The organism is Nocardiopsis xinjiangensis YIM 90004 (genome assembly GCF_000341145.1).
In the GTDB taxonomy this organism is placed as follows: domain Bacteria; phylum Actinomycetota; class Actinomycetes; order Streptosporangiales; family Streptosporangiaceae; genus Nocardiopsis; species Nocardiopsis xinjiangensis.
Window position 1 is genome coordinate 57,223 of record NZ_ANBE01000010.1, and the last position, 20,478, is coordinate 77,700.

Here is a 20,478-nt window from a genome sequence, read left to right on the forward strand (position 1 = left end):
GGGTGCTCCGGGGTGTCTCGGGGGCGCCTCCGGGGGACCCCCGACACACGGAAGGGCCCGGGGCCGAACACATGGTTCCCAGTGCTCGGCCCCGGGCCCTGACCCGGCATTCGCCTACTCTTCGTCCTCGTCGTCCGACCGGGCCAACCACGTGGCCAGCCGGTCGACCGAGGTCTCGAACTCGGGGTTCAGGTCGGTGAAGACCCGCAACTGCTCGGAGAGCCAGGTGAAACTGATCTCCTCGTCGCCGCGACGGTTCTCCAACTCCTCGATCCCGCGGTCGGTGTAGTACATGTTCCGGTCCCTTCGCCGGCTACTCGGCGGGAGGGAAGACCGTGTCCACCAGGGCCCGCTGCTCGGCCTCGTGCCGCTTGGCCGAACCGGCTGCGGGCGAGGAGGAGGCCGGACGCGAGATCCGGGTGAACGGACGGTCGAGCTGCTCGGAGAAGACCAGCGCGACGAAGGGCCACGGGCCCATGTTCGCCGGCTCCTCCTGGACCCACAGGACCTCGCCCGCGTTCGGGAAGGCCTTGAGCTGCTCGCGGATCTCCTCGATCGGCAGCGGGTAGAGGCGCTCGGTGCGAATGATCGCCGTGTGCTTGTCCCCGACGGCCTTCCGGGCGGCGTCCAGGTCGTAGTAGATCTTGCCCGAGCACAGCACCACGCGGCGGACCTGGTCCGGCTCGACCGAGTCGTCGACGATCAGCGGCTCGAAGTAGCCACTGGTGAAGTCCGCGGCGGCCGAGACGGCGGCCTTGTTGCGCAGCAGCGACTTGGGCGTGAACACCACGAGCGGGCGCTCCTGCGGCGACTTGGCCTGCCAGCGCAGAAGGTGGAAGTAGCTCGCCGGGGTGCTCGGGTTGGCGACCGTCATGTTCTCCTGAGCGCACTGCTGCAGGAACCGCTCGATGCGGGCCGACGAGTGGTCGGGGCCCTGGCCCTCGTAGCCGTGCGGCAGCAGCAGGGTCACGCTGGAGCGCTGGCCCCACTTCTGCTCACCGGAGCTGATGTACTCGTCGATGATGGTCTGCGCGCCGTTGACGAAGTCACCGAACTGCGCCTCCCACATGACCAGCGTCTCGGGGCGGGTCAGGGAGTAGCCGTACTCGAAGCCCAGCGCCGCGTACTCGCTCAGCAGCGAGTCGTGCACGTGGAACTTCGTGGTGCCCTTGTCGAACTGCTTGAGCGGCGTGTGTTCCTCGCCGCTCTCGCGGTCCATGATCGTGGCGTGGCGCTGGGTGAACGTGCCGCGTCGGCTGTCCTGGCCGATCAGGCGCACCGAGTGTTCGTCCAGCAGCAGCGAACCGAAGGCCAGCAGCTCACCGGTGGCCCAGTCGATGGTGTCCTTCTCGACCATCTGCGCGCGGCGTGTGAGCTGCGGAGCCAGCCGCGGGTGCGCCGTGAAGCCCTCGGGCAGGCTCACCTGGGTGTCGATGACCCGCTTGACGGTCTCGTCGCTGATCGCGCTCTCGACCTTGGTGTGGTCCAGGTGCGACTCGGTGAAGACCTCGGGGCGCACGACGGAACCGGGCTCGATCGGCTTCTTCTCGACCTCGCGGGTCTCCTTGAAGGCGCGCTCCAGTTCGTTCTGGAAGTCGCGAAGGGCCTGTTCGGCCTCCTCCATGGTGATGTCCCCGCGGCCGACCAGGGCCTCGGTGTACAGCTTGCGCGTGGAGCGCTTGCTGTCGATCACGTCGTACATCAGCGGCTGGGTGAAGGCGGGGTTGTCGCCCTCGTTGTGGCCGCGGCGGCGGTAGCACACCAGGTCGATGACGACGTCCTTGTTGAACGCCTGGCGGTAGGCGAAGGCCAGCTCGGCGACCCGGACCACGGCCTCGGGGTCGTCCCCGTTGACGTGGAAGATCGGTGCCTGGACCATCCGCGCCACGTCGGTGGCGTAGACGCTGGAACGGCTGTCGTCGGGCGAGGTGGTGAAGCCGACCTGGTTGTTCAGGACGACGTGCACCGTGCCGCCGGTGCGGTAACCGCGCAGCTGCGACAGGTTGAGGGTCTCGGCGACCACACCCTGCCCGGCGAAGGCCGCGTCACCGTGGATGAGCAGCGGGAGCACGGTGAACCCGTGCGGGCCCTTGTCGAGCACGTCCTGCTTGCCGCGGACGATGCCCTCCAGGACCGGGTTGACCGTCTCCAGGTGGGAGGGGTTGGCGGCGAGATGGATGTCGATCTTGTCGCCGTCGTAGGTCTCGAAGACGCCCTCCGTGCCCAGGTGGTACTTGACGTCACCGGAGCCGTGGGAACTGCGCGGGTCGAGGTTGCCCTCGAACTCGCCGAAGATCTGCCCGTAGGACTTGCCGCAGATGTTGCCGAGCACGTTGAGGCGGCCACGGTGGGCCATGCCGATGACGGTCTCGTCCAGACCGGCCTTGGCCGCCCTGGTGAGCACACCGTCCAGCAGCGGGATCAGGGACTCCCCGCCCTCGAGGGAGAAGCGCTTCTGACCCACGTACTTGGTCTGCAGGAAGGTCTCGAACGCCTCGGCGTTGTTGAGCCGGCGCAGGATGCGCAGCTGCTCGTCGCGGTCGACCTTCTCGTGCTCACGCTCGACGTGGGACTGGATCCACTCGCGCTCCTCCGGGCTCTGGATGTGCATGTACTCGATACCCACCGTGCGGCAGTAGGTGTCGCGCAGCACGCCCAGGACGTCCCGGAGCTTCATGACCTGCTTGCCGCCGAAGCCACCGGTGGGGAACTCGCGGTCGAGGTCCCACAGCGTCAGCCCGTGCTCGAGGACGTCGAGGTCGGGGTGCTTGCGCTGCTCGTGTTCCAGCGGGTTGGTGTCGGCCATGAGGTGGCCGCGCACACGGTAGGCGTGGATCAGCTCCTGGACCCTGGTGGTCTTGTCGAGCTGGGTCGCCGGGTTGACGTGGATGTCCTGTACCCAGCGGACCGGCTCGTACGGGATCCGCAGAGCGTTGAAGATCTCGTCGTAGAAGCCGTCCTCACCCAGCAGGAGCTGGTGGATGCGGCGCAGGAACTCACCCGACTGCGCACCCTGGATGATGCGGTGGTCGTAGGTGGAGGTCAGCGTCATGACCTTGCTGATGCCGAGCTCGCTCAGGGTGTCCTGGGAGGCGCCCTGGAACTCGGCGGGGTACTCCATGGCCCCGACACCGAGGATGGTGCCCTGCCCGGGCATCAGGCGCGGCACGGAGTGCACGGTGCCGATGCCGCCGGGGTTGGTGAGGCTGATCGTGGTGCCCTGGAATTCCGGAACGCCCAGCTTGTTGTTGCGGGCCTTGCGGACGAGGTCCTCGTAACCGCCCCAGAACTCCGCGAAGTCCATGTTCTCGGCGGCCTTGATGGAGGGCACGACCAGCTGCCGGGAGCCGTCCTTCTTCTGGAGGTCGATCGCCAGACCGAAGTTGACGTGCTCGGGCTTGGCCACTCCCGGCTTGCCGTCGACCTCGACGTAGGAGTGGTTCATCTCCGGCATGGCCGCCAGGGCCTTGACCATGGCGTAGCCGATGATGTGGGTGAAGGAGATCTTCCCGCCACGGGCACGCCGGAGGTGGTTGTTGATGACGATGCGGTTGTCGAACAGAAGCTTGACCGGCACCGCGCGCACACTGGTCGCGGTCGGCAGCTCGAGACTGGACTCCATGTTGGTGGCCGTGCGCGCCGGAGCGCCGCGCAGGCGCTCGCGCTTCACGTCGTCCTCGTCGTCCGAGGGGGCCGGAGCCTGCTTGCTCTTGGTGTCCTTGCTGTCCTTCTTCGGTGCGGCCTGATCGGCGGGGGTCTTCTTCTCGTTCTGCGTCTTCGCAGCACCCCCACTCTTCGAGCCGGCCGACTCCGCGGGCTTGTAGTCCGCGAAGAAGTTCCACCAGGCCTTGTCAACGGAGTTCCGGTCGTTGAGGTACTTCTGATAAAGCTCCTCGACCAACCACTCGTTAGGCCCGAAATCTGTCAGGGGTTGAGACGCCTGAGACGACACGGCGGAGATCGCCCACTTCCGCAGCTCGCTTGTGAATGTGAATGAAGACGGGTGGCTGTCCGGCGGGCCGGGCTTCGGATCACGCAGGGTTGTCCCCGCTCGGGCGGGGAGACATCCGACCTCGCCAGCACTCGTCACGTACCAGGCTACTTGTACCTACCTCCTGAGCGGGAACGCACTGGTTGGCAAAACTAGGAGATAGCTAACAATCTTTCACACGAACATGCACGCAGTGGATTCGATCGCGTACGCTGCGGTGTTATTTGGACCTTTTGTCGGTTTTCTGGGGTGTGAACTCGTGTGAAGATCCTGTCCATGATCGGTCACCAGGGGAACAGGGTCACACCCTGTGCTCTTCCGCGCCAACCGAAGGCACGAGCGCCCCACACCGGCGAAACACCGGCCGTACGTGCCGAATTCGCGTGGATCTGTGTGCCCTCTTGCGTTTGCCCACGCCGGAGCCGCCGCCCTGCCTACGATCACCGTACGGATGCCGTACGTGTAAGCGGGTGGGAGGACCATGCGGGGGCTGGGGGAACTCGAAGCAGCCATCATGGACGCGCTCTGGCAGGCCGAGGGGGCGATGTCCGTACGCCAGGTCCGCGAAGCCATGGTCTACGACCGCGACATCGCCTACACGACCGTGATGACGGTCGCCAACATCCTTTACCACAAGGGCCTGCTCGACCGTGAGAAGGCCGGCCGGGCCTGGCTGTACTGGGCCCGCGAGAGCCACGCCGAGTACACCGCCCGCGTCATGGACGAGGTGCTCAACACCGGCCCCGACCCCGGATCCACCTTGCGCAGTTTCGTGGAACGCTTCAGCGACGAGGACATGCTCCGGTTCCAACGCCTCATCGGCCAGGTCCGCGATCACCGAGACATCCTCGGCTGACCGTCGCGGACGGCCTCTCCCGGCAGGCCGGACCTGCCCGACTGCACGAGGGGCTGGGGCCGCCCCTTCGCGCGGCTGAGCGGACCTGCCTCCCAGCGGGGTCAGCCGAGGATCCAGCTGCGGCCCTCGGCGGCGAGCTTCTCCACGAGGGTGGCACTGTCGTGTTCCTTGGCGAACAGGTGCTCGGGGCGGGTGATGGGCACCGCCCACAGCCAGTGCACCGGGTCGCCCTGGAAGCCCAGCCCCGACAGGTCCGGCGGGGGAGGACCACCCGTCAGCGGGGCCGGGTCGGACACCAACAGGACCGCGCCGGCACCGCCGCGCATCGCACGGTCCTCGGCGTTGTCCAGCCACTTCACGGTGTGCCCGTGCCCGAACCACGTCACCGCGCGCCACGGGAACGCACCGATCCACCGGAAGATCCGTGCGGCCTGGTGGGCGGGCATCGTCGTGGCCAGGGCCAGCTCCACACGCGCGTACTCGGAGGTGTCGGCCATGTACCGGTCCAGCGTGGGCATGCGCTGTCCGCACATGCCCACCGTGGACAGGATCGTGTACGGGCGCTCGGCCGTGGCCGGCCGTTCGGACACACGCAGCAGCGGGGGATGTCCGTCCGAGACGTCCCAGTAGTGCCCGGGTTCGCCCACGTACCGATTGAGGTGGCTCAGCACGGTGCGCTGAACACTGCGCCACGCACCCGAGGCCCGGCGCCAGTCCCAGTAGGCCTCGGCGTGCACCACCCGGGGCCACAACTGCTCGCGCACCGAGTCCAGCTCCCACGCGTACGGGCTGCGGCCGATCGCCTCACGTGCGTAGCCGGGGAGTCCGCTGTCGGCCTCGGCCCAACCGGGGATGACCGCGAGCAGTCCCTCCTCGTCGACCAGCGCCACCCCGTCGCCCTCCTCGAACCACACCGCGCGCAGGCACGAGGGGTCGAAGCGGGGGCGGCCCGGCGGGTGTTTGGTGTGTGCCTCGGGCATGAGCGGCGCCCGGCCCTCGAAGAGGCCGCCGGCCTCGTCGACCGCGGGCGCCAACTCGTGGTTGGCCAGCCACACGGGCACGCGGATGCGCCCGCGCGCGTCCAGGAGGTAGGCGGCAGTGGTGTGGGAATCGCACTCCACGACGACCCTGCGGCTCTGGTAAGGGCTGACCTCGTCGAGAAGGACGTCGATCCCTGTCACCGGCCCTCCCACGTGCCGCTCCCGTGTTGTCCGACCGACGGCGCCGAAACCCGGCGGGTGTCGTCCGCGCAGTGCGTAGAATCGACGGTAGTGCCCTGACAGGCGGAGCCACACTGCGACCGCGTATAGGTCGTATAACGACCAGGACCGCCACTGCTTCGCGCCGGGCCCCGACCATCGTCTCCCTCTCTACGGATTCCTATGCCCGCCGAGCTCAACTTCGTCGCCCCTCGCCGCGCCAAACCGCCCCGGCACCTGGCCGACCTCAGCCCCGAAGAGCGGGCCGAGATCGTCCATGACCTGGGCGAGAAGCCCTTCCGCGCCAAACAGCTCGCCAAGCACTACTTCGGTGGGTTCGAGTCCGACACCGAGCAGATGACCGACCTGCCGGCCGGATCGCGCGAGGCGTTGGGCGAGTCCCTGCTGCCCACCCTGCTCACGCCGGTCCGGCACGTCACCACCGACAACGGCATGACCCGAAAGACCCTGTGGAAGGCGTTCGACGGGGTGATGTTCGAGTCGGTGCTCATGCGTTATCCCGACCGTGTCACCCTGTGCATCTCCTCACAGGCCGGGTGCGGGATGAACTGCCCCTTCTGCGCCACCGGCCAAGCCGGTCTGACCCGCAACCTCTCCACGGGAGAGATCGTCGAGCAGGTCGTCGCCAGTGCCCGGGACCTGGACCGCGGAGACGTCGCCGGCGGACCCGGCCGGATCAGCAACATCGTGTTCATGGGCATGGGTGAGCCCATGGCCAACTACAAGCGTGTGCTGCAGACCGTGCGCCGGATGACCGACCCGGTCCCCGAGGGCATGGGCATCTCCCAGCGCGGCGTGACCGTCTCCACGGTCGGCCTGGTCCCGGCGATCAACAAGCTCATCGACGAGAACATGCAGGTGCGCCTGGCGATCTCCCTGCACGCTCCCGACGACGAACTGCGCGACGAGCTGGTACCGGTCAACACCCGCTGGAAGGTCGGCGAGGTCCTGGACGCCGCATGGCGTTACGCGGGTACCACCGGCCGCCGGGTCTCCATCGAGTACGCGCTCATCAAGGACATCAACGACCAGGCCTGGCGCGCCGACATGCTCGGCGAGCTCCTCAAGGGTCATCTGGTGCACGTCAACCTCATCCCGCTCAACCCCACCCCGGGGTCGAAGTGGACGGCCTCCCGGCCCGAGGACGAGGCGGAGTTCGTGCGGCGCCTGAAGTCGCACGGGGTCTCGGTCACCATCCGCGACACCCGCGGACAGGAGATCGACGGCGCCTGCGGCCAGCTCGCCGCGGCCGAGGACTGATCCTTCCGTGGTCGAGACCGGACTGGCCCTCCTCGTCGCCACGGTGTCCGGTCTGGTCCCGTTCATCAACATCGAGCTGTACCTGGTGGGGGCCGTCGCCGCGACGGACGACGGTGCCCTCACCGCGATGGCGGTCGCCGCAGGTGCGGGGCAGACCCTGGGCAAACTGCCTTACTACTACGTGGGCCGGGGCTCGCTCTCACTGCCGTGGTTCCAGCGGCGGGCCCGCACGCCGGGCAAGTGGGCCGCACGCGCCGAGGTGTGGCGTGTGCGAGCGGAGGAACGCCCGCTGTGGGGGATGGGGCTGCTGGGCGTGAGTTCCCTGTTGAGCGTGCCGCCGTTCATGGTGGTCTCGGTGCTGGCCGGGGTGGTGCGGATCGGTCCGTTCTGGTTCTGCGCCATCACCTTCCTGACCCGCACCGCCCGGTTCCTCGTGGTGGTCTTCGCCCCCGCCTGGACCCTGTCGGTGCTGCCCGCCTGAGCCCGGTGTGCCTGGGCCTCAACCGGTGGTGCATCCCAGCAACCGGGACAGCAGCGCTCGCAGGTCGCGGACGTGTGCGGCCGCGTCGAACCCCGGTTCGGTGGCTGCGCGCAGGAAGAGCGCGCCGATCAGCGTCTGGATCCAGCCGGCGGTCGCCCGTGGGCCCAGGACCGGCTCCGTCCGGTGTTCCCGGGCCGCTCGGGTGACCAGGTGGGTCAGGGCTTCGAGCTCGGTGTCACTGTCGGTCTCCAGCGCTTCGGCCAGCTCCGGGTCCCGCTGGGCCTGCCGCAGTCCCTCCATCACCAACCCCGCGGCCACGGGGCTCCCCGCCGGCGCCGCCAGGTGCTCCACCAGGTCCAGGAGAGCTTGCCAAGGGTCCTCGTGGGTGCGTGCCGCGGTGATCCGGTCCGCGTTGTCGCCCTCCTCATCGGTCAGGAGAGCGACGAAGACCGCACGTTTGCTGGGGAAGTAGTGGAACAGCGCACCGGAACTGACCCCGGCGGCCCGGCGGATCGCGGCGGTCGAGGTCCCGTCCGGGCCGTGGGTGGCGAACAAGGGCGCAGCCGCGTCCATGATGCTGCGGCGTTTGGCCCGGTACCGGGCTGGGTCGACCTTACGCACGGTTCACCTTTTTACCACCGGGCGGCCGTCGCGGTAGACCGCCGAGACCTCACGGACCGCGGTGATGTCGGACAGCGGATCACCGGCCACGGCCAGCAGGTCGGCCGCGCGTCCCGCGGCGATCGTGCCGATCCGGCCGGTCCCCAGGACCCGGGCGGCCTCGACGGTCGCCGCCCGCAGCGCCGCGTGCGGCCCCATCCCGCTGCCGGACAGTAGTTCCAGTTCCCGGTGCAGGCCGCCACCGAAGGGGACTCCGGGCACGGCGGCGTCGCTCCCGGCCAGGACCCACCCGCCGGCGCCGTGCAGTTCCGCCAACCGTTCCCTGAGCCGACGGTGCAGGGCCGGGTCGGTGCCGACCTCGGTGGCGGCGAGGGCATCGGCCAGGTCCGCTTGCGAGCCGCAGTGCGCGGTGACGAAGAGGCCGTGTCCGTGGGCTTCGGCCACGACGGCCTCGAGAACCTCCTCGGGGAGAGGGTCCATCTCCAGGTGTTCGGGGTCGCCCCGTTCCTGCACCACCTTGACGAGGTCCACCGGGTCGTCTCCGGTGGCGAGCTCACGTACGGCCTCCCGGGCCTCCTCGGCGGTGGAGGGCAGGCGGACGGTGTCGGAATCGGCCCCTACCCCGAAGGTGACGATCGGGTGGCCTCCCGGCGTAGTGAACAGGGGGCCGGACGTATACAGGCGCGGCTCCTGGCTCCTCCAACTCACCCTCGCGCAGCATTCGGCGCATCTCCATGATCCAGGTGTGCTCGTCGCCCAGACCGCGCACCGTCGTCACCCCGTGTTCGAGCAGGGCACGCCGGGCCGAGGGGCGTAGCGCATCATCTCGTAGACCACGCCCGGCATGTCGGTCGGCCCCAACCCGTCATCGGGATCCTGCTGCGGGAACCCCAGGTGCACGTGGAGATCGATGAGCCCCGGCAGGAGTGTGTGACCGCGCAGATCCACGAACTCCGTGCCCTCCGGTGGGTCCACGTCGTCGTCGCCGGCCACTTCGGTGATGACACCGTCGGAGACCAGGACCGTCGTACGCTCGCGCGGTTCCAGCTCTTGCCCGGTGAGGACCGTGGCGCCGGCCAGGGCGAGGTGTCCCCGCTGCGGTTCCGCACGCGGACGGTACAGGGTGGCGAGGTAGTGGCCCACACCTCCGGTACCGGTGAGCAACCCGAGGCCGCCCAGGATCATGAGCCCCCGCAAGAACCGCCGCCGTGTCCTCTTGTCCGCACGGTTCCCGCTGCCGCGTCCCGCCGTGCCGTCGGTTCTGTTCATGGGCCTTCCCGAGGTTCGCTTATTAATAGACCGATTGATCTGTTTATGACAGCGGGCGCAGCTTCGGGGAAGGGGGCAGTGCGCATGAAGCGGTGTTGCCGGGCTAGAGCACCTCGTCGGCCAGGCGCACGAACGCGTCGACGACCTCCGGGCCGTGGATCATCGCCAGGTCGTTGTGGCCGGTGTCGGGCATGACGAACTCCTCGACGAGACCGGGAGCGGCCTCCGCGACCGCGTGGCTCTGTTCGGCAGGGACCACCGTGTCGGTCTCCCCGATCGCGACACTGACCGGCAGGTGCAGATCGGCCACGGTCCTGCGCACGGGGTAGTCATCGCGCAGCATCGCTTCCGGAACGACCGGGTAATGGGTCCCGGCCATGTCCGCCAGGGAACTGAACGGTGACCGCAGGAACAGGCCCGCGGGCGGTTCCTGCACGGCCAGGTCGACGGCCACGGCCGCACCCAGGCTCTCGCCCCAGTACAGGATCCGGTCGCTCTCGTGGCCCCGTTCACGCAGGACCTCGAGCCCGGCGCGTGCGTCGGCGGTCAGCCCGGGCTCGGTGGGCTCACCGTCGTTGCCGCCGTAACCGCGGTAGTCGAAGACGAGTACGGAGAACCCCTCCTGCGCCAGCGCCTGTGCCAGGGGAGCGCGGCTCTCCCGGTTACCCGCGTTGCCGTTGGTGACCAGGACGGCGGCGTCCCGGTCGGTGCCGGCGGCAGGCACGTACCACCCGCCCAGTTCGGGGCCGTCGTCGGGGCGGAGCACGACGTCCTCGGCGCCCCGGACCACCTCGCCGGCCGGCGGCGGTTCGCCCCCGCTGGGCAGGTAGATCACGGAGCGCTGGCCGCCCCAGACCAGAGCGCCCAGGAGGACCGCCGCACCGCCGGCCACGGCGGCGAGGACCAGGCCGGTGCGTGTGCGACGTCGGGGGCCGGAGGGTTCGGGGGAATGCATGGGGTTCTCCTCTCCTGCGCCGTCGGCCCTCCCGCCACGGTAAGGGCCCGCCCTCCCGCGCCAGCGCGCCCTCGTTGCGGGGGCCGGGTACCACCCGGCCCCCGCGAGCTCAGCCGGTGGCCAGGTCGCGGCGGCCGAACCCGGCGNGAGGAAGGGCAGCACCTCGAAGTCGTCCGTGGGCAGTGCGGGCAGGATCTCGAACGCGCCGAGGTTCATCGCCCAGTCCGGCATGCCCAACAGGGCGCCGAGCATGGCCACCAGCACGCTGTAGCCGAGCCACAGCCAAACGAGCGGAAGCAGACGGGGGAGTACCCCCATGAGCAGGGCCACCAATGCTCCGAACGTGATCGCGACGGGGAGCTGAGCCAGGGCGGCTTCGACCATGGTCCACGTCCAGTGGGCGTCCTCCAATACCGCAGCGGCGCCCAGCCCCAGCCCCAGCCCGCCCAGGAGCGTGACCGACACCGTCGCCGAGGCCGCGACGACCAGGGCCGTACCCATCCAGCGCACCCTGCCCACGGCTGTGGCCAGTACCAGCTCTGCTCGGCCGGAGTTCTCCTCGTTCCAGGCGCGCAGCACCGACAGGGCTCCGAACGCGCTCGCTCCCATGAGCACGTACGCGGTGATGGCGCTGAGGAAACCACCGACGAGATCGTCGGTGCCCGTACCCAGCATCACCGCGAGATCGGGGTTGGTGGCGATCATGTCCTCGACCTCCACCGCCAGACTTCCGAAGGAGACGGCGAGGACGAACACGGCCACCGACCAGACGGCGATGGAACCGCGCTGCTGGTGAAGATGGAGGCTGAAGACGCCGCGCAGAAGGGGACCCGATCCGGCAGGACCCGGGCGCGCGGTCATCAGACCCGCCCCGACGTCGCGCCGATCGGCCAACAAGCGGGCGGCGACGAACGCGACGGCGATGAAGACCGCGTAGAGCGCCAGTGGCCACCACCGCAGATCGTCGAAGGGCCGGGTCTGTTGCGCCCAGGCGAAGGGGGACGACCACGACAGGGCGTTCCCGCCCTCCTCGGAGATGTCACCGATCACGCGCGCCATGAAAAGAAGGCCCAGGACCATGAAGGACAACCCGGCGGCGGCCCGGCCGTGTTCGGACAACTGCACACAGACCGCGGCCACTGCGGCGAAGGAGATCCCGCCCAGGGCGAGCCCGAGCGCATAGGCGACCGAGTCGGCGGCCGTGAGACCGAACCCGACCATGCTCACGGCGATCAGCCCGGAGACGAGCAGGTTGAGGGCGGCTGCGGTCGAGAGCGCGGCGGTCATCTGCGCGGCCGGCCCCAGCGGTGTGGAGCGCAGCAGTTCGGCCCGGCCGGTCTCCTCCTCGGCCCGGGTGTGCCGGACCACGTGCAAGATATTGAGGACCGCCAAAGCTACGAACAGACTCATGGTCAACTCGTTGACCAGCATCGGCCCGAGTTGGTAGTCGTCCAGTCCGTATCCGGGCCCGCCGAAGACGATTCCGGTCGGGGTGTCCATCAGGGCGGCCCGGCCCTGACGTTCGGTGTCGGTCTGGAACATGTCGTCCAGGGTGGGGATCGACGCGGCCACGCTGCCGGCCAGTGCGAGGACCCAGACCGACAGGCGCACCCGGTCGCGGCGCAGGGCGAAGCGGGCGAGCACGCCCGTACCGGTGAACGCGCTCATCGCTGGGTACCTCCGTTCCCCTGGTCCGCGTCGTCCTCATCGCCGTAGTGGCGCATGAAGAGTTCCTCCAAGGAGGGCGGGTTACTCACCAGGGAGCGCACCCCGAGCCCGGAGAGATGGCGTACGATCTCGTCGATTCTGTTGTTGTCGGCGTCGAGCCTCACGCGGGTTCCGTCGACGGAGAGGTTGTGGACGCCGGGCAGTCCGTCCATCGATCCCGGATCGCCGTCGACGGTGGCGTGGATCGACGACCGGGTCAGGTGCCGTAGGTCGTCGAGTGTGCCGGATTCCACGGTGCGGCCCTGCCTGATGATGGTCACGGTGTCGCACAGCTTCTCCACCTCCGACAGGATGTGGCTGGACAACAGGACCGTGCGCCCTTCCGCCTTGGCCTCCAGCACACACTCGGTGAAGGCCGCTTCCATGAGCGGGTCGAGGCCGGAAGTGGGTTCGTCCAGGATCAGCAGTTCGGCCCGGGAAGCCAGCGCCGCGACAAGAGCGACCTTCTGCCGGTTGCCCTTGGAGTAGGTACGGGCCTTCTTGGTGGGGTCGAGTTCGAAACGCTCCAGGAACGCTTTCTTGCGTGCGGGGTCGATGTCGCCCCGCAGCCGGCCCAGCAGATCGATGGCCTGCCCGCCGGTGAGGTTCGGCCACAGAGACACGTCGCCGGGCACGTAGGCCAGTCGGCGGTGCAGCGGGACCGCCTCGCGCCAGGGATCGCCGCCGAGCATGCGTACGCGGCCGGCGGATGGCTTGAGCAGACCCAGCAGGACTCGGATGGTGGTGGACTTTCCCGAGCCGTTGGGTCCCAGGAACCCGGTGACCCGACCGGGTTCGACGGTCAGATCGAGACGGTCGAGCGCCTGGAATCGGCCGAAGTACTTGTCGAGCCCTTGGACGTCGATGGCGGGTGTGGAAATGGCTGTCGACACGATGGCCCTTCGTCGGTGGTTCGGGGACGGCCGGTTCTTCCGGATCGGTGGGTCAGGGCTCCGGGTCGCTCATGTACAGCAAGTAGGAGTCGAGCATCGTGCGGTCGGTGAGCAGGCCCTCGGTGTAGACCTCGAGGGCCGGGAGCGCGTACTCCTCCTGCCAGTTCCGCGGGAACTCCCCGCCGGGCTCGGTCCTGCCGATGACGTGCATCAGAAGGAACGATCCCAAGCTGCTTGCGGCCAACCAGCGGGCCCGCGCGGAGGGGGCACGGCTGGGCCTGATGGTTCCGGCTTCGACCCCGAGGGCCAGGTATTGCTCCGCATCGGCCACCATCTGGTCGAAGAAGTGCCGGCCGAGCTCACCCCCGGCCTGTACGGAACGGATGATGTACGCAAGGAGTCCCGAGTACTCGTCGGCGTGTGCCATCTGTTCGAGGAACGTCGCTCTGTCGCGCGAGTTCAGAGTCTGCTTCTTGGCCTCTGCGACGACGTCGCGCACGTGGTCGTCGCAGGCGGCGTGAAGTTTTTGTTTCGACCCGAAGTGGTGGATGACCAGCCCGGGGGAAACGCCTGCGTGCTCTGCGATCCTGCGGATCGTCACGCCGAAGCCGTGTCGGCCGAAGCACTCCACCGCGGCGTCTCTGATGCGCGCGCGTGTCGTGAGGTCCTTGTTCTTGTCGATAGGTGCTCCCCCGGCCAGCATGTCTTGAACTCCTGTTCAGGATATTAAACATACGTTCAGAGGCCTGGCAAGGGGGACGCGCAGGAGCGTTCGTACACTCGGGAGACGGCGCCCCCGGGCGCCCCGACGCCGACGAGGAGAGGCACCGATGACGCAGGTAGCGGTCGCGCAGTTCGCCCCCGGCCAGGACAAGGAGGAGAACGCGCGCTCGGTGGCCCGCTTGGCCGCGCGTGCCGCGGCCGAGGGTGCCGAGGTGGTACTTCTGCCCGAGTACGCGATGTTCACCGCTCCGCGTACGGACCACCGCTACGTCGAGGCCGCCGAACCCTTGGACGGCCCCTTCGTGTCGGCGGGGGGCCGGACNGCCGGTGAAGGCGGGGACGCCACCCGTTTCACCAACACCCTCGTGGCGCTCTCCCCGCGAGGGGAGCGGGTCGCGCTCTACCGCAAGATCCACCTCTACGATGCCTTCGGGGTGCGTGAGTCCGAGGTGGTCGCACCCGGCCCGATCGAGGAGCCGGAGACCTTCGCCGTCGGCGACGTCGTCTTCGGTCTGCAGACCTGCTACGACCTGCGCTTCCCCGAGGTGACCCGGCGCATCGCGGACGCGGGCGTGCACGTGTTGCTGCTGGCCGCGCAGTGGGTTCCCGGCCCCCTCAAGGAGGACCACTGGCGCACCCTGGCCCGGTCGCGTGCGATCGAGAACACGATCTACGTGGCCGCGGCCGGCCAGTCGGCGCCGAGGGGAGCAGGTAACAGCATGGTCATCGACCCGATGGGCACCCCGGTCTCGGCTCTGGGCGAGGAGGGCCTCGCGGTGAGCACAGCGCGGATTTCGGCCAGCAGGGTCGACGAGGTTCGGGTCACCAACCCTGCTCTGTCGCTGCGCCGATTTTCCGTCACTCCGAGCGAGTAGGGCGGGGCCTCTCGGGGTAGTGCGGCAGGCGATAAGTCAGGCAAAACGCGCGTCTTTTCCCTGCCCCTCGGGGGCTTCCCAGGGTTCATTACTAAGGGTTATGCTTTCCACGCACGGAGTGATTTGGATCGGTCCACACCCTTCCAGGTGTCCAACGCGCCTGAACGAAAATGAGCCGGTGAATATCGGCCCGCCAGACTGTCCTAAACCACGGGGGGAGCAGGGACATTGCGCGGAACGAGCACGATGTGCGAACCGGACACGAGGTCCGGCGGTACATCCGACCTCTACATCTACGACCCGGAGACGCTGAGCGCGACGCAGTGCATGGGGGATGCCTGCGCCGTCTGCCACGCGCAGTGGCCGCGGCCCCGGACGATCCTGGGTGCGTTGCCGGACGGGGGCAGGGTCCTGGGCTGCGGCGAATGCGCCGAGCTCATGGGGCTGGCGCCGCGCTCGCGCGTGAGCGCGGCGCTCACCGCCGCACGTTGACACCGGCGTGAAGCCCGACCCGCACCAGGACTGAGAGGCGGTCGCGTCCCGGGCCCCGGGGGAGCCAGGGCCCGGGACGCGTCCACCGACACGCTCGCTTCCATGGGGAGGAGGGGAAATGAGCGTGTCTTTCCGGGATGGTCTGTGTGCCGCACACCCTTGGTGGCGGGCGTTCGGGGACAACGATACTGCGTGTTGCCCACCACAGACCCACAGTGAGAGAGATTCGGCCCACTTTTCCTGAGCAGGGCTCAGCCGTTGGCCGGAAACTCCGGGTCCGAGCCGTCCGAGGGGCGCGCGGCCGGATCCGCCCGCCGGGCCGTGACCGCCTCGGTCCCGGTGCAGAAGTGCACACCCTCCGTGCCGTGCGCGTGCGAATCACCCCCGAGGCCCATACACAGTTGGGAGAGCCCACGGACACGAGCCACGAGCTCGTCAGCGCTCTCCCGCAGCGCCCCGCCGATCCAGCGCGTGGTGTGTCCGCCCGTGCTCGGGCGATCTCGTTCCAGGTGTCTCGCCGGCATCAGGACGCGGTGCCGGCGTCGACGGCCCGAACGGCGTCCAGGAGGATGTCCCGGCCCTCTGCCGCGTCGGCGTCCGACAGCGTCATCGCGGGGGCCATGCGCAGCACGTTGCCCTTAATCCCACCCTTGCCCACCAGCAGTCCCCGCTCGCGGGCGGCCTCCAGAACCTGCCCGGCCAAAGCGGGGGAGGGCGCGCCCGTCTTCGGGTCGGCCATCTCCACAGCGAACATCAGCCCCTTGCCGCGCACGTCCTTCACCGTGGGCAGCTCACGCAGGACCAGGAGCCCGTCCAGGATCGTGCTGCCCTGGCGCAGCGCGTTCGCCTGCAGATCGTGGTCGAGCACGTACTCCAGGGTCGCGCGGGCCGCGGCCGTGGAGACCGGGTTGCCGCCGAAGGTGGCCACACCCATGGCGGGCAGAGCGTCCATGAGGTCGCCGCGCGCGACCACACCGCCGATCGCGAACCCGTTGCCCAGCCCCTTGGCGAAGGTCATCGCGTCCGGGGTCACGCCGTGGTTGCCGATACCGAAGAACGACGTGCCGGTGCGGCCCCAGCCCGTCTGGACCTCGTCCGAGACCATCAGGATCCCGTACTCGTCCATGACCTCCTTGTAGGCGCCCAAGAGGCCGTCCGGCGGCATCGCGAACCCGTTCACGCCCTGCACGGGTTCGGCGATCATGCACGCCACGTTCGGTGCCGTGGTGTCCAGCACGTCGCGCAGGTCGGCCACGCACGCGTCGATGTACTCGCGCTCGGTCATGTGCCGGAAAGCGGGGGCGGCGTGGTCGGTGCCGTGCAGGTAGTGCACGTTCAACGGCGACAGGGAGGAGTTCTTCCACACACTGTTCCCGGTCACGGCCACGGTGCCGAAAGAACGGCCGTGGTAACTGCCGCGCAGGGCCAGGACCTCGTCACTGCCGCGTGCGTGTGTGGCCAGAAGCAGAGCGGTCTCGTTGGCCTCGGTGCCGGAGTTGGTGAAGAAGACCTTCGCGTCGGGGATCCCCGACAGCCCGGCGATCTGCTCGGCCAGTTCGACCTGGTGGCGGATCAGGTAGAGCGTGGAGGTGTGGGCCACCCCCGTGGCCACCTGGGCCTCGACCGCCTCACGTACCTCGTCGACGTCGTAACCGAGGATGTTGGTCGCGATCCCGGTGAAGAAGTCCAGGTAGGAGCGCCCGTCGGCGTCGGTGACGTGGGAACCCTTGCCGCCGGTGATCTCCAGCGGCGACTCGTAGTACAGGGGCATCCAGGAGGGCAGGACCGCGCGGTGGCGGGAGAGAAGTTCCGACATGGTCCCAGTCTCACGCGCAGCCCCGGCCTTGGCCAGAACCGCCCCGTCGACGGCGTGATGGTCCGGTTCACATTCGGTCCCTCCGGAAGGCGCGGACCCGTCGGCCCTGCCCTGTACGGCGACCGCCGGCCCCGGTTTCCACGCACCGGTCCGGGTCCGAAAAGATCCGCCCCGGTTTTCCCGTTCCCCGGGTCCACGGCCGCACCTTCGAGGAGAATGGACCGGATCAGGACTCGGGGTGATCACTTGGTTACCCGATCGGGGTGGGGGCGACTGTGCGGTCACTGCAGGACGACGAGGAGACCACGGCGGCAGGCACCGTCACCGGGCCGGGGGCGGCGCCGGCTCCGGCCGAACGCTCCGGGGTGGGCACTGCCTCGCTGCGCTGGAAACCCTCCGTGGACCGGACCGGGGTCTGCTCGCTCCTGGCCTACCTGCGGACCTGTGTGCGCCGCGAGGCCGTCCACCACCACCCCGTGCGAGAGGACCATCTCGGTACCGACGTGTGTGCCTGCCTGCCCGCGGGCCCCGAACCCCTCTTCAGCGGGGCCGAGGACTCCGTGGCCACCGACCCGGACACCGGCCGGGTGGCCCGCCGCGCCCAGCAGTACGGGCAGTCCCTGCGTTACGGTTACCCGCTCGTCCTCACCGGCGAGGGCGCCGACCGGGCCGCCCTGCCGCTGTTCACCGTGGACGTGCAGATCGTCGACGAGACCGGGACCGCCGTCCGTTCCGCCGCACCCGGTGCGCGGGTCCGCGCCGTCGGACCGCCCGACCTCAACACCGCCCTCCTGGTCCGGCTCGGCCTCACCGACCCCGAGGACCTCTTCGAACTCCGCGCGCGCTTGCGCGGTGGGGGACCCATGGACGTCTGCCGCCCCGCCGCCGTCGGAGACCTGGCGGCCAAGGTCCGTGCCCTGTTGGCCTGCCTGGAGATCGAACGCGTCGACGACATCGACCCCGCGGCCACCCGCGGCGGTCCCCGGGGGTCGGCCACCGGGGCGCACAACGTCGCCGTCCTCTTCCGAGCCGGACCCGAGGAACACCCCGCCGGCCACGACTGCGGCCCCGGCGGCACCGCCGGCCTGCTCGAGGACCTCGACCACACCACCGAACACGGCCTCGACCCCGACCGGGTCGGCGGCACCGCCCTGGAATCCCTCGTCGGCCCTCCGGCCACCGAGGGCGGCGAGACCGTCGGCGGCGACGCCGTGCCCGTCAGCGCCGTCCCGCTCCGCCAGGACCAGTACGGCCTCGTGCGCTCGGCCATGCGCGAGCAGCTCACCGTCGCCCTCACCCCGCCCGGGACCGGTGACGGCACCGCCGTGGACGCCCTCGTCCGCACGGCCGTCGCCCACGGCCAACGGGTCCTGGTCTGCGCCCGCACCGACACCGAGCTCGACCGACTCCTGCGCCGCGCGGACACCGACACCGCCCACCCTGTCGTCCGGGTCGGACAAGGCGCCCACCGCGGAGCCGAGGCACGACTGCTCACCCGGCTGCTCACCGAACACCGCGGTGTCCGCTCCGCCCCCGCCCGAGGGGAAGCCACCACCCGTTGGGGCACGCTCACCACCCAGTGGGAACGGGTCCGCCGCGCCTGGCACGCCATGGACACCATGGCCTCCGGCGGCCACGAACTCGCCCAGTTGGCGGAGGAACGTGCCCGCCACGTCGAACGCGGCTGGGACCCCGAGGCCCTCTTCACCCCCGAACGCGGCGGCCCCGACCACTGGCTCGACCGCACCCGGCGAGCCCAGGCCGGCGGGCTCCTCTCCCGCCGCCACCGCAGCCTGATCCGGAGCGAGCTCGGCGTCCGGACCGACCCCGAGTCCCTTGCCCGGCTGCGCGAGGTCGCCCTCCTGGAGAGCCGCTGGCGCGCCGCCGTCGACCGGCGCACCCGTTGTGCCCCCCTGGGCGAACTCTCCGCCGACCTCGCCGAGGCCGTCGACCAGCACCGCCGTGCCGGCCAGGACTGCCTGACCACCGTTGCCGAGGCCCGGCTCCGACGGGGGCGCAGCGTCGTGGAGAACCGCCTGGAGACCCTCAACTGGCACCGGGGCGACGGCCGGCCGAGCCTGTCCGCCCTCATGGACACCCTGCCCGCCTGGGCCTGCCGTACCGACCACGTGCGTTCCCTGCCGCTGCGCGCCGGACTCTTCGACCTGGTCGTGGTCCTGGGCGCCGAACGCACCCGGGTGGTCGAGGTCGTCCCCGCGCTCTACCGCGCCACCCGCGCAGTCGTGCTCGGCGATCCCGCACACCCCGGCCCGCACACCGCGCTGGAACCGGAGGAGGAACGCCGCGCCCTCACCGTGGCCGGCGTCTCCGGCGACGAGCTCGACGAACACGGCCTGCGCTACGGCGAGGGTTCGGCCCTGACCGCCGCCGCCAAGGCCGCCCCGCAGCCCGTGTGGTTGACCGAGCACCGGGGCGCGCCGCCCCGCCTGGCGCGGATCGCCTCCCGCCACTGTTACGGCGGACGCCTGTCCGCGCGTACCGCCCCCGACCCCGCCCGAGGCCCCTCCTACGAGTGGCGTGAGGCCCCCGGCACCTGCGAAACGGCTCCCGGTGCCTCCTACGTCAACCGTGAGGAGGCCTACCGGGTCGCGGTCGTGGTCAGTGAGCTCGACGCCGAACTCCCACCCGGCGAAGGCATCACCGTCGTGGCCCCCACCCAGCCGCAGACCGTCCTGTTGCGGCGTCTGCTGCTGCGCCGCCCGGCCTGCCGGGAGATCCGGGTGGGCGGGCCCGCACTGCTCACCGAACACGAGGCGGACGTCACGGTGCTCTCCCCGGTCCTGGCCGGCGCCGCCCCCGCCACCGCCGAGCGCCGCGTGCGGCGCATGTCCCACATGTGGTCGGCCGTGTTCACCCGTACCCGCCGCCGACTGGTCGTCGTGGGCGACCGCCACCACTGGGCCGGCGGGGACGGGCCCCTGAGCGAACTCGCAGCCGACGGCAGCGGCACCCCGGTCGTGCCCGACACCGCCGTGACGGTGCTCGCCGATGCGCTGCGCGCCGCCGGGACCCGCGTCAGCCTGCGCCACGAGTCCGATGACTGGTGCGCCGACCTCGTCGTCCGGTTCGGGGCCCGCCGCCTGTGCCTGCTGCTGGACCGCGAACCGGACGGCCCCGCCCTGCGCCACCTCATGGCCCGCGGCGAGCACCTCAACCGCACCAGCGGCGACCCCGTGGTGGTCGTGCCTGCCTGGCGCTGCCTCGCCGACCGCAGGGCCCTGGTCTCGGAGATCCTCTCCGCCCACTAGGTGTGGTGTTCGGCCCCGGCGCCCCGTCTACCCTGGACGTCCCCGGTATG

The 20,478-nt window shown here is 69.9% G+C and carries 16 protein-coding genes; 6 read left to right on the top strand and 10 right to left on the bottom strand.

Features of this window, described 5'->3' with window-relative positions; translation table 11 throughout:
- Positions 1-114: 114 nt before the first annotated feature.
- Positions 115-294: a DUF6104 family protein gene (locus tag D473_RS0107085; protein WP_017608382.1), complete on the bottom strand. Its 180-nt coding sequence runs from the start codon at positions 292-294 to the stop codon at positions 115-117.
- Positions 295-313: 19 nt separating this feature from the next.
- The gene (locus D473_RS0107090) at positions 314-3,952 is read right to left on the bottom strand and encodes a multifunctional oxoglutarate decarboxylase/oxoglutarate dehydrogenase thiamine pyrophosphate-binding subunit/dihydrolipoyllysine-residue succinyltransferase subunit (RefSeq protein WP_033352889.1); all 3,639 of its coding nucleotides are present in this window, start codon (positions 3,950-3,952) and stop codon (positions 314-316) included.
- A 520-nt stretch (positions 3,953-4,472) separates the two neighbouring features.
- Here D473_RS0107090 and D473_RS0107095 point away from each other — a divergent pair.
- On the top strand, positions 4,473-4,847 hold the full coding sequence (locus D473_RS0107095; protein WP_017608384.1) for a BlaI/MecI/CopY family transcriptional regulator: 375 nt from the start codon (positions 4,473-4,475) through the stop codon (positions 4,845-4,847).
- Positions 4,848-4,948: 101 nt separating this feature from the next.
- Here the strand turns inward: D473_RS0107095 and D473_RS0107100 are convergent, their stop codons facing one another.
- Positions 4,949-6,028, bottom strand: coding sequence for a suppressor of fused domain protein (locus tag D473_RS0107100; RefSeq protein WP_017608385.1), 1,080 nt, complete (start codon positions 6,026-6,028; stop codon positions 4,949-4,951).
- Between the two features lie 201 nt (positions 6,029-6,229).
- Here D473_RS0107100 and rlmN point away from each other — a divergent pair, with 201 nt between their 5' ends.
- Positions 6,230-7,327, top strand: coding sequence for a 23S rRNA (adenine(2503)-C(2))-methyltransferase RlmN (rlmN, locus tag D473_RS0107105; protein ID WP_017608386.1), 1,098 nt, complete (start codon positions 6,230-6,232; stop codon positions 7,325-7,327).
- 7 nt (positions 7,328-7,334) lie between these two features.
- Entirely contained in the window at positions 7,335-7,808 is a 474-nt protein-coding gene (locus D473_RS0107110; RefSeq protein ID WP_017608387.1) for a membrane protein, read from the top strand.
- An 18-nt stretch (positions 7,809-7,826) separates the two neighbouring features.
- Here D473_RS0107110 and D473_RS0107115 read toward each other — a convergent pair whose 3' ends face one another.
- The 6 genes from D473_RS0107115 to D473_RS0107135 all read right to left on the bottom strand — a co-directional run bounded on the left by D473_RS0107115 (position 7,827) and on the right by D473_RS0107135 (position 13,956).
- Positions 7,827-8,429, bottom strand: coding sequence for a TetR/AcrR family transcriptional regulator (locus D473_RS0107115; protein WP_017608388.1), 603 nt, complete (start codon positions 8,427-8,429; stop codon positions 7,827-7,829).
- A gap of 3 nt (positions 8,430-8,432) precedes the next feature.
- Positions 8,433-9,137, bottom strand: a complete 705-nt coding sequence (locus D473_RS26905) for an amidohydrolase family protein (RefSeq protein ID WP_017608389.1) — start codon at positions 9,135-9,137, stop codon at positions 8,433-8,435.
- Between the two features lie 66 nt (positions 9,138-9,203).
- Positions 9,204-9,698, bottom strand: coding sequence for an amidohydrolase family protein (locus tag D473_RS26910; protein ID WP_017608390.1), 495 nt, complete (start codon positions 9,696-9,698; stop codon positions 9,204-9,206).
- Between the two features lie 103 nt (positions 9,699-9,801).
- On the bottom strand, positions 9,802-12,321 hold the full coding sequence (locus tag D473_RS28525; RefSeq protein ID WP_017608391.1) for an alpha/beta fold hydrolase: 2,520 nt from the start codon (positions 12,319-12,321) through the stop codon (positions 9,802-9,804).
- The gene (locus D473_RS0107130; protein ID WP_026126689.1) at positions 12,318-13,241 is read right to left on the bottom strand and encodes an ABC transporter ATP-binding protein; all 924 of its coding nucleotides are present in this window, start codon (positions 13,239-13,241) and stop codon (positions 12,318-12,320) included. The genes D473_RS28525 and D473_RS0107130 overlap by 4 nt, the downstream gene beginning before the upstream one ends.
- 64 nt (positions 13,242-13,305) lie before the next feature.
- Positions 13,306-13,956: a TetR/AcrR family transcriptional regulator gene (locus tag D473_RS0107135; RefSeq protein ID WP_017608393.1), complete on the bottom strand. Its 651-nt coding sequence runs from the start codon at positions 13,954-13,956 to the stop codon at positions 13,306-13,308.
- A gap of 127 nt (positions 13,957-14,083) precedes the next feature.
- Here D473_RS0107135 and D473_RS0107140 point away from each other — a divergent pair, with 127 nt between their 5' ends.
- Together D473_RS0107140 and D473_RS0107145 are read left to right on the top strand one after the other, a co-directional pair.
- Entirely contained in the window at positions 14,084-14,851 is a 768-nt protein-coding gene (locus D473_RS0107140; protein ID WP_017608394.1) for a carbon-nitrogen hydrolase family protein, read from the top strand.
- Positions 14,852-15,097: 246 nt separating this feature from the next.
- The gene (locus D473_RS0107145) at positions 15,098-15,343 is read left to right on the top strand and encodes a hypothetical protein (protein ID WP_017608395.1); all 246 of its coding nucleotides are present in this window, start codon (positions 15,098-15,100) and stop codon (positions 15,341-15,343) included.
- Positions 15,344-15,866: 523 nt separating this feature from the next.
- On the opposite strand, the gene D473_RS0107155 is transcribed toward D473_RS0107145, so the two are convergent.
- The gene (locus D473_RS0107155) at positions 15,867-17,159 is read right to left on the bottom strand and encodes an aspartate aminotransferase family protein (RefSeq protein ID WP_017608397.1); all 1,293 of its coding nucleotides are present in this window, start codon (positions 17,157-17,159) and stop codon (positions 15,867-15,869) included.
- A gap of 275 nt (positions 17,160-17,434) precedes the next feature.
- Here D473_RS0107155 and D473_RS0107160 point away from each other — a divergent pair, with 275 nt between their 5' ends.
- Complete coding sequence (locus D473_RS0107160; protein WP_017608398.1) at positions 17,435-20,428, top strand: DEAD/DEAH box helicase family protein; 2,994 nt, start codon at positions 17,435-17,437, stop codon at positions 20,426-20,428.
- Positions 20,429-20,478 lie beyond the last annotated feature (50 nt).

Coding starts and splice junctions, on each gene's coding strand:
- D473_RS0107085 (WP_017608382.1), bottom strand. CDS start 294: ATGTACTACACCGACCGCGGGATCGAGGAGTTGGAGAACCGTCGCGGC.
- D473_RS0107095 (WP_017608384.1), top strand. CDS start 4,473: ATGCGGGGGCTGGGGGAACTCGAAGCAGCCATCATGGACGCGCTCTGG.
- rlmN (WP_017608386.1), top strand. CDS start 6,230: ATGCCCGCCGAGCTCAACTTCGTCGCCCCTCGCCGCGCCAAACCGCCC.
- D473_RS26910 (WP_017608390.1), bottom strand. CDS start 9,698: ATGAACAGAACCGACGGCACGGCGGGACGCGGCAGCGGGAACCGTGCG.
- D473_RS0107135 (WP_017608393.1), bottom strand. CDS start 13,956: ATGCTGGCCGGGGGAGCACCTATCGACAAGAACAAGGACCTCACGACA.
- D473_RS0107145 (WP_017608395.1), top strand. CDS start 15,098: ATGTGCGAACCGGACACGAGGTCCGGCGGTACATCCGACCTCTACATC.
- D473_RS0107155 (WP_017608397.1), bottom strand. CDS start 17,159: ATGTCGGAACTTCTCTCCCGCCACCGCGCGGTCCTGCCCTCCTGGATG.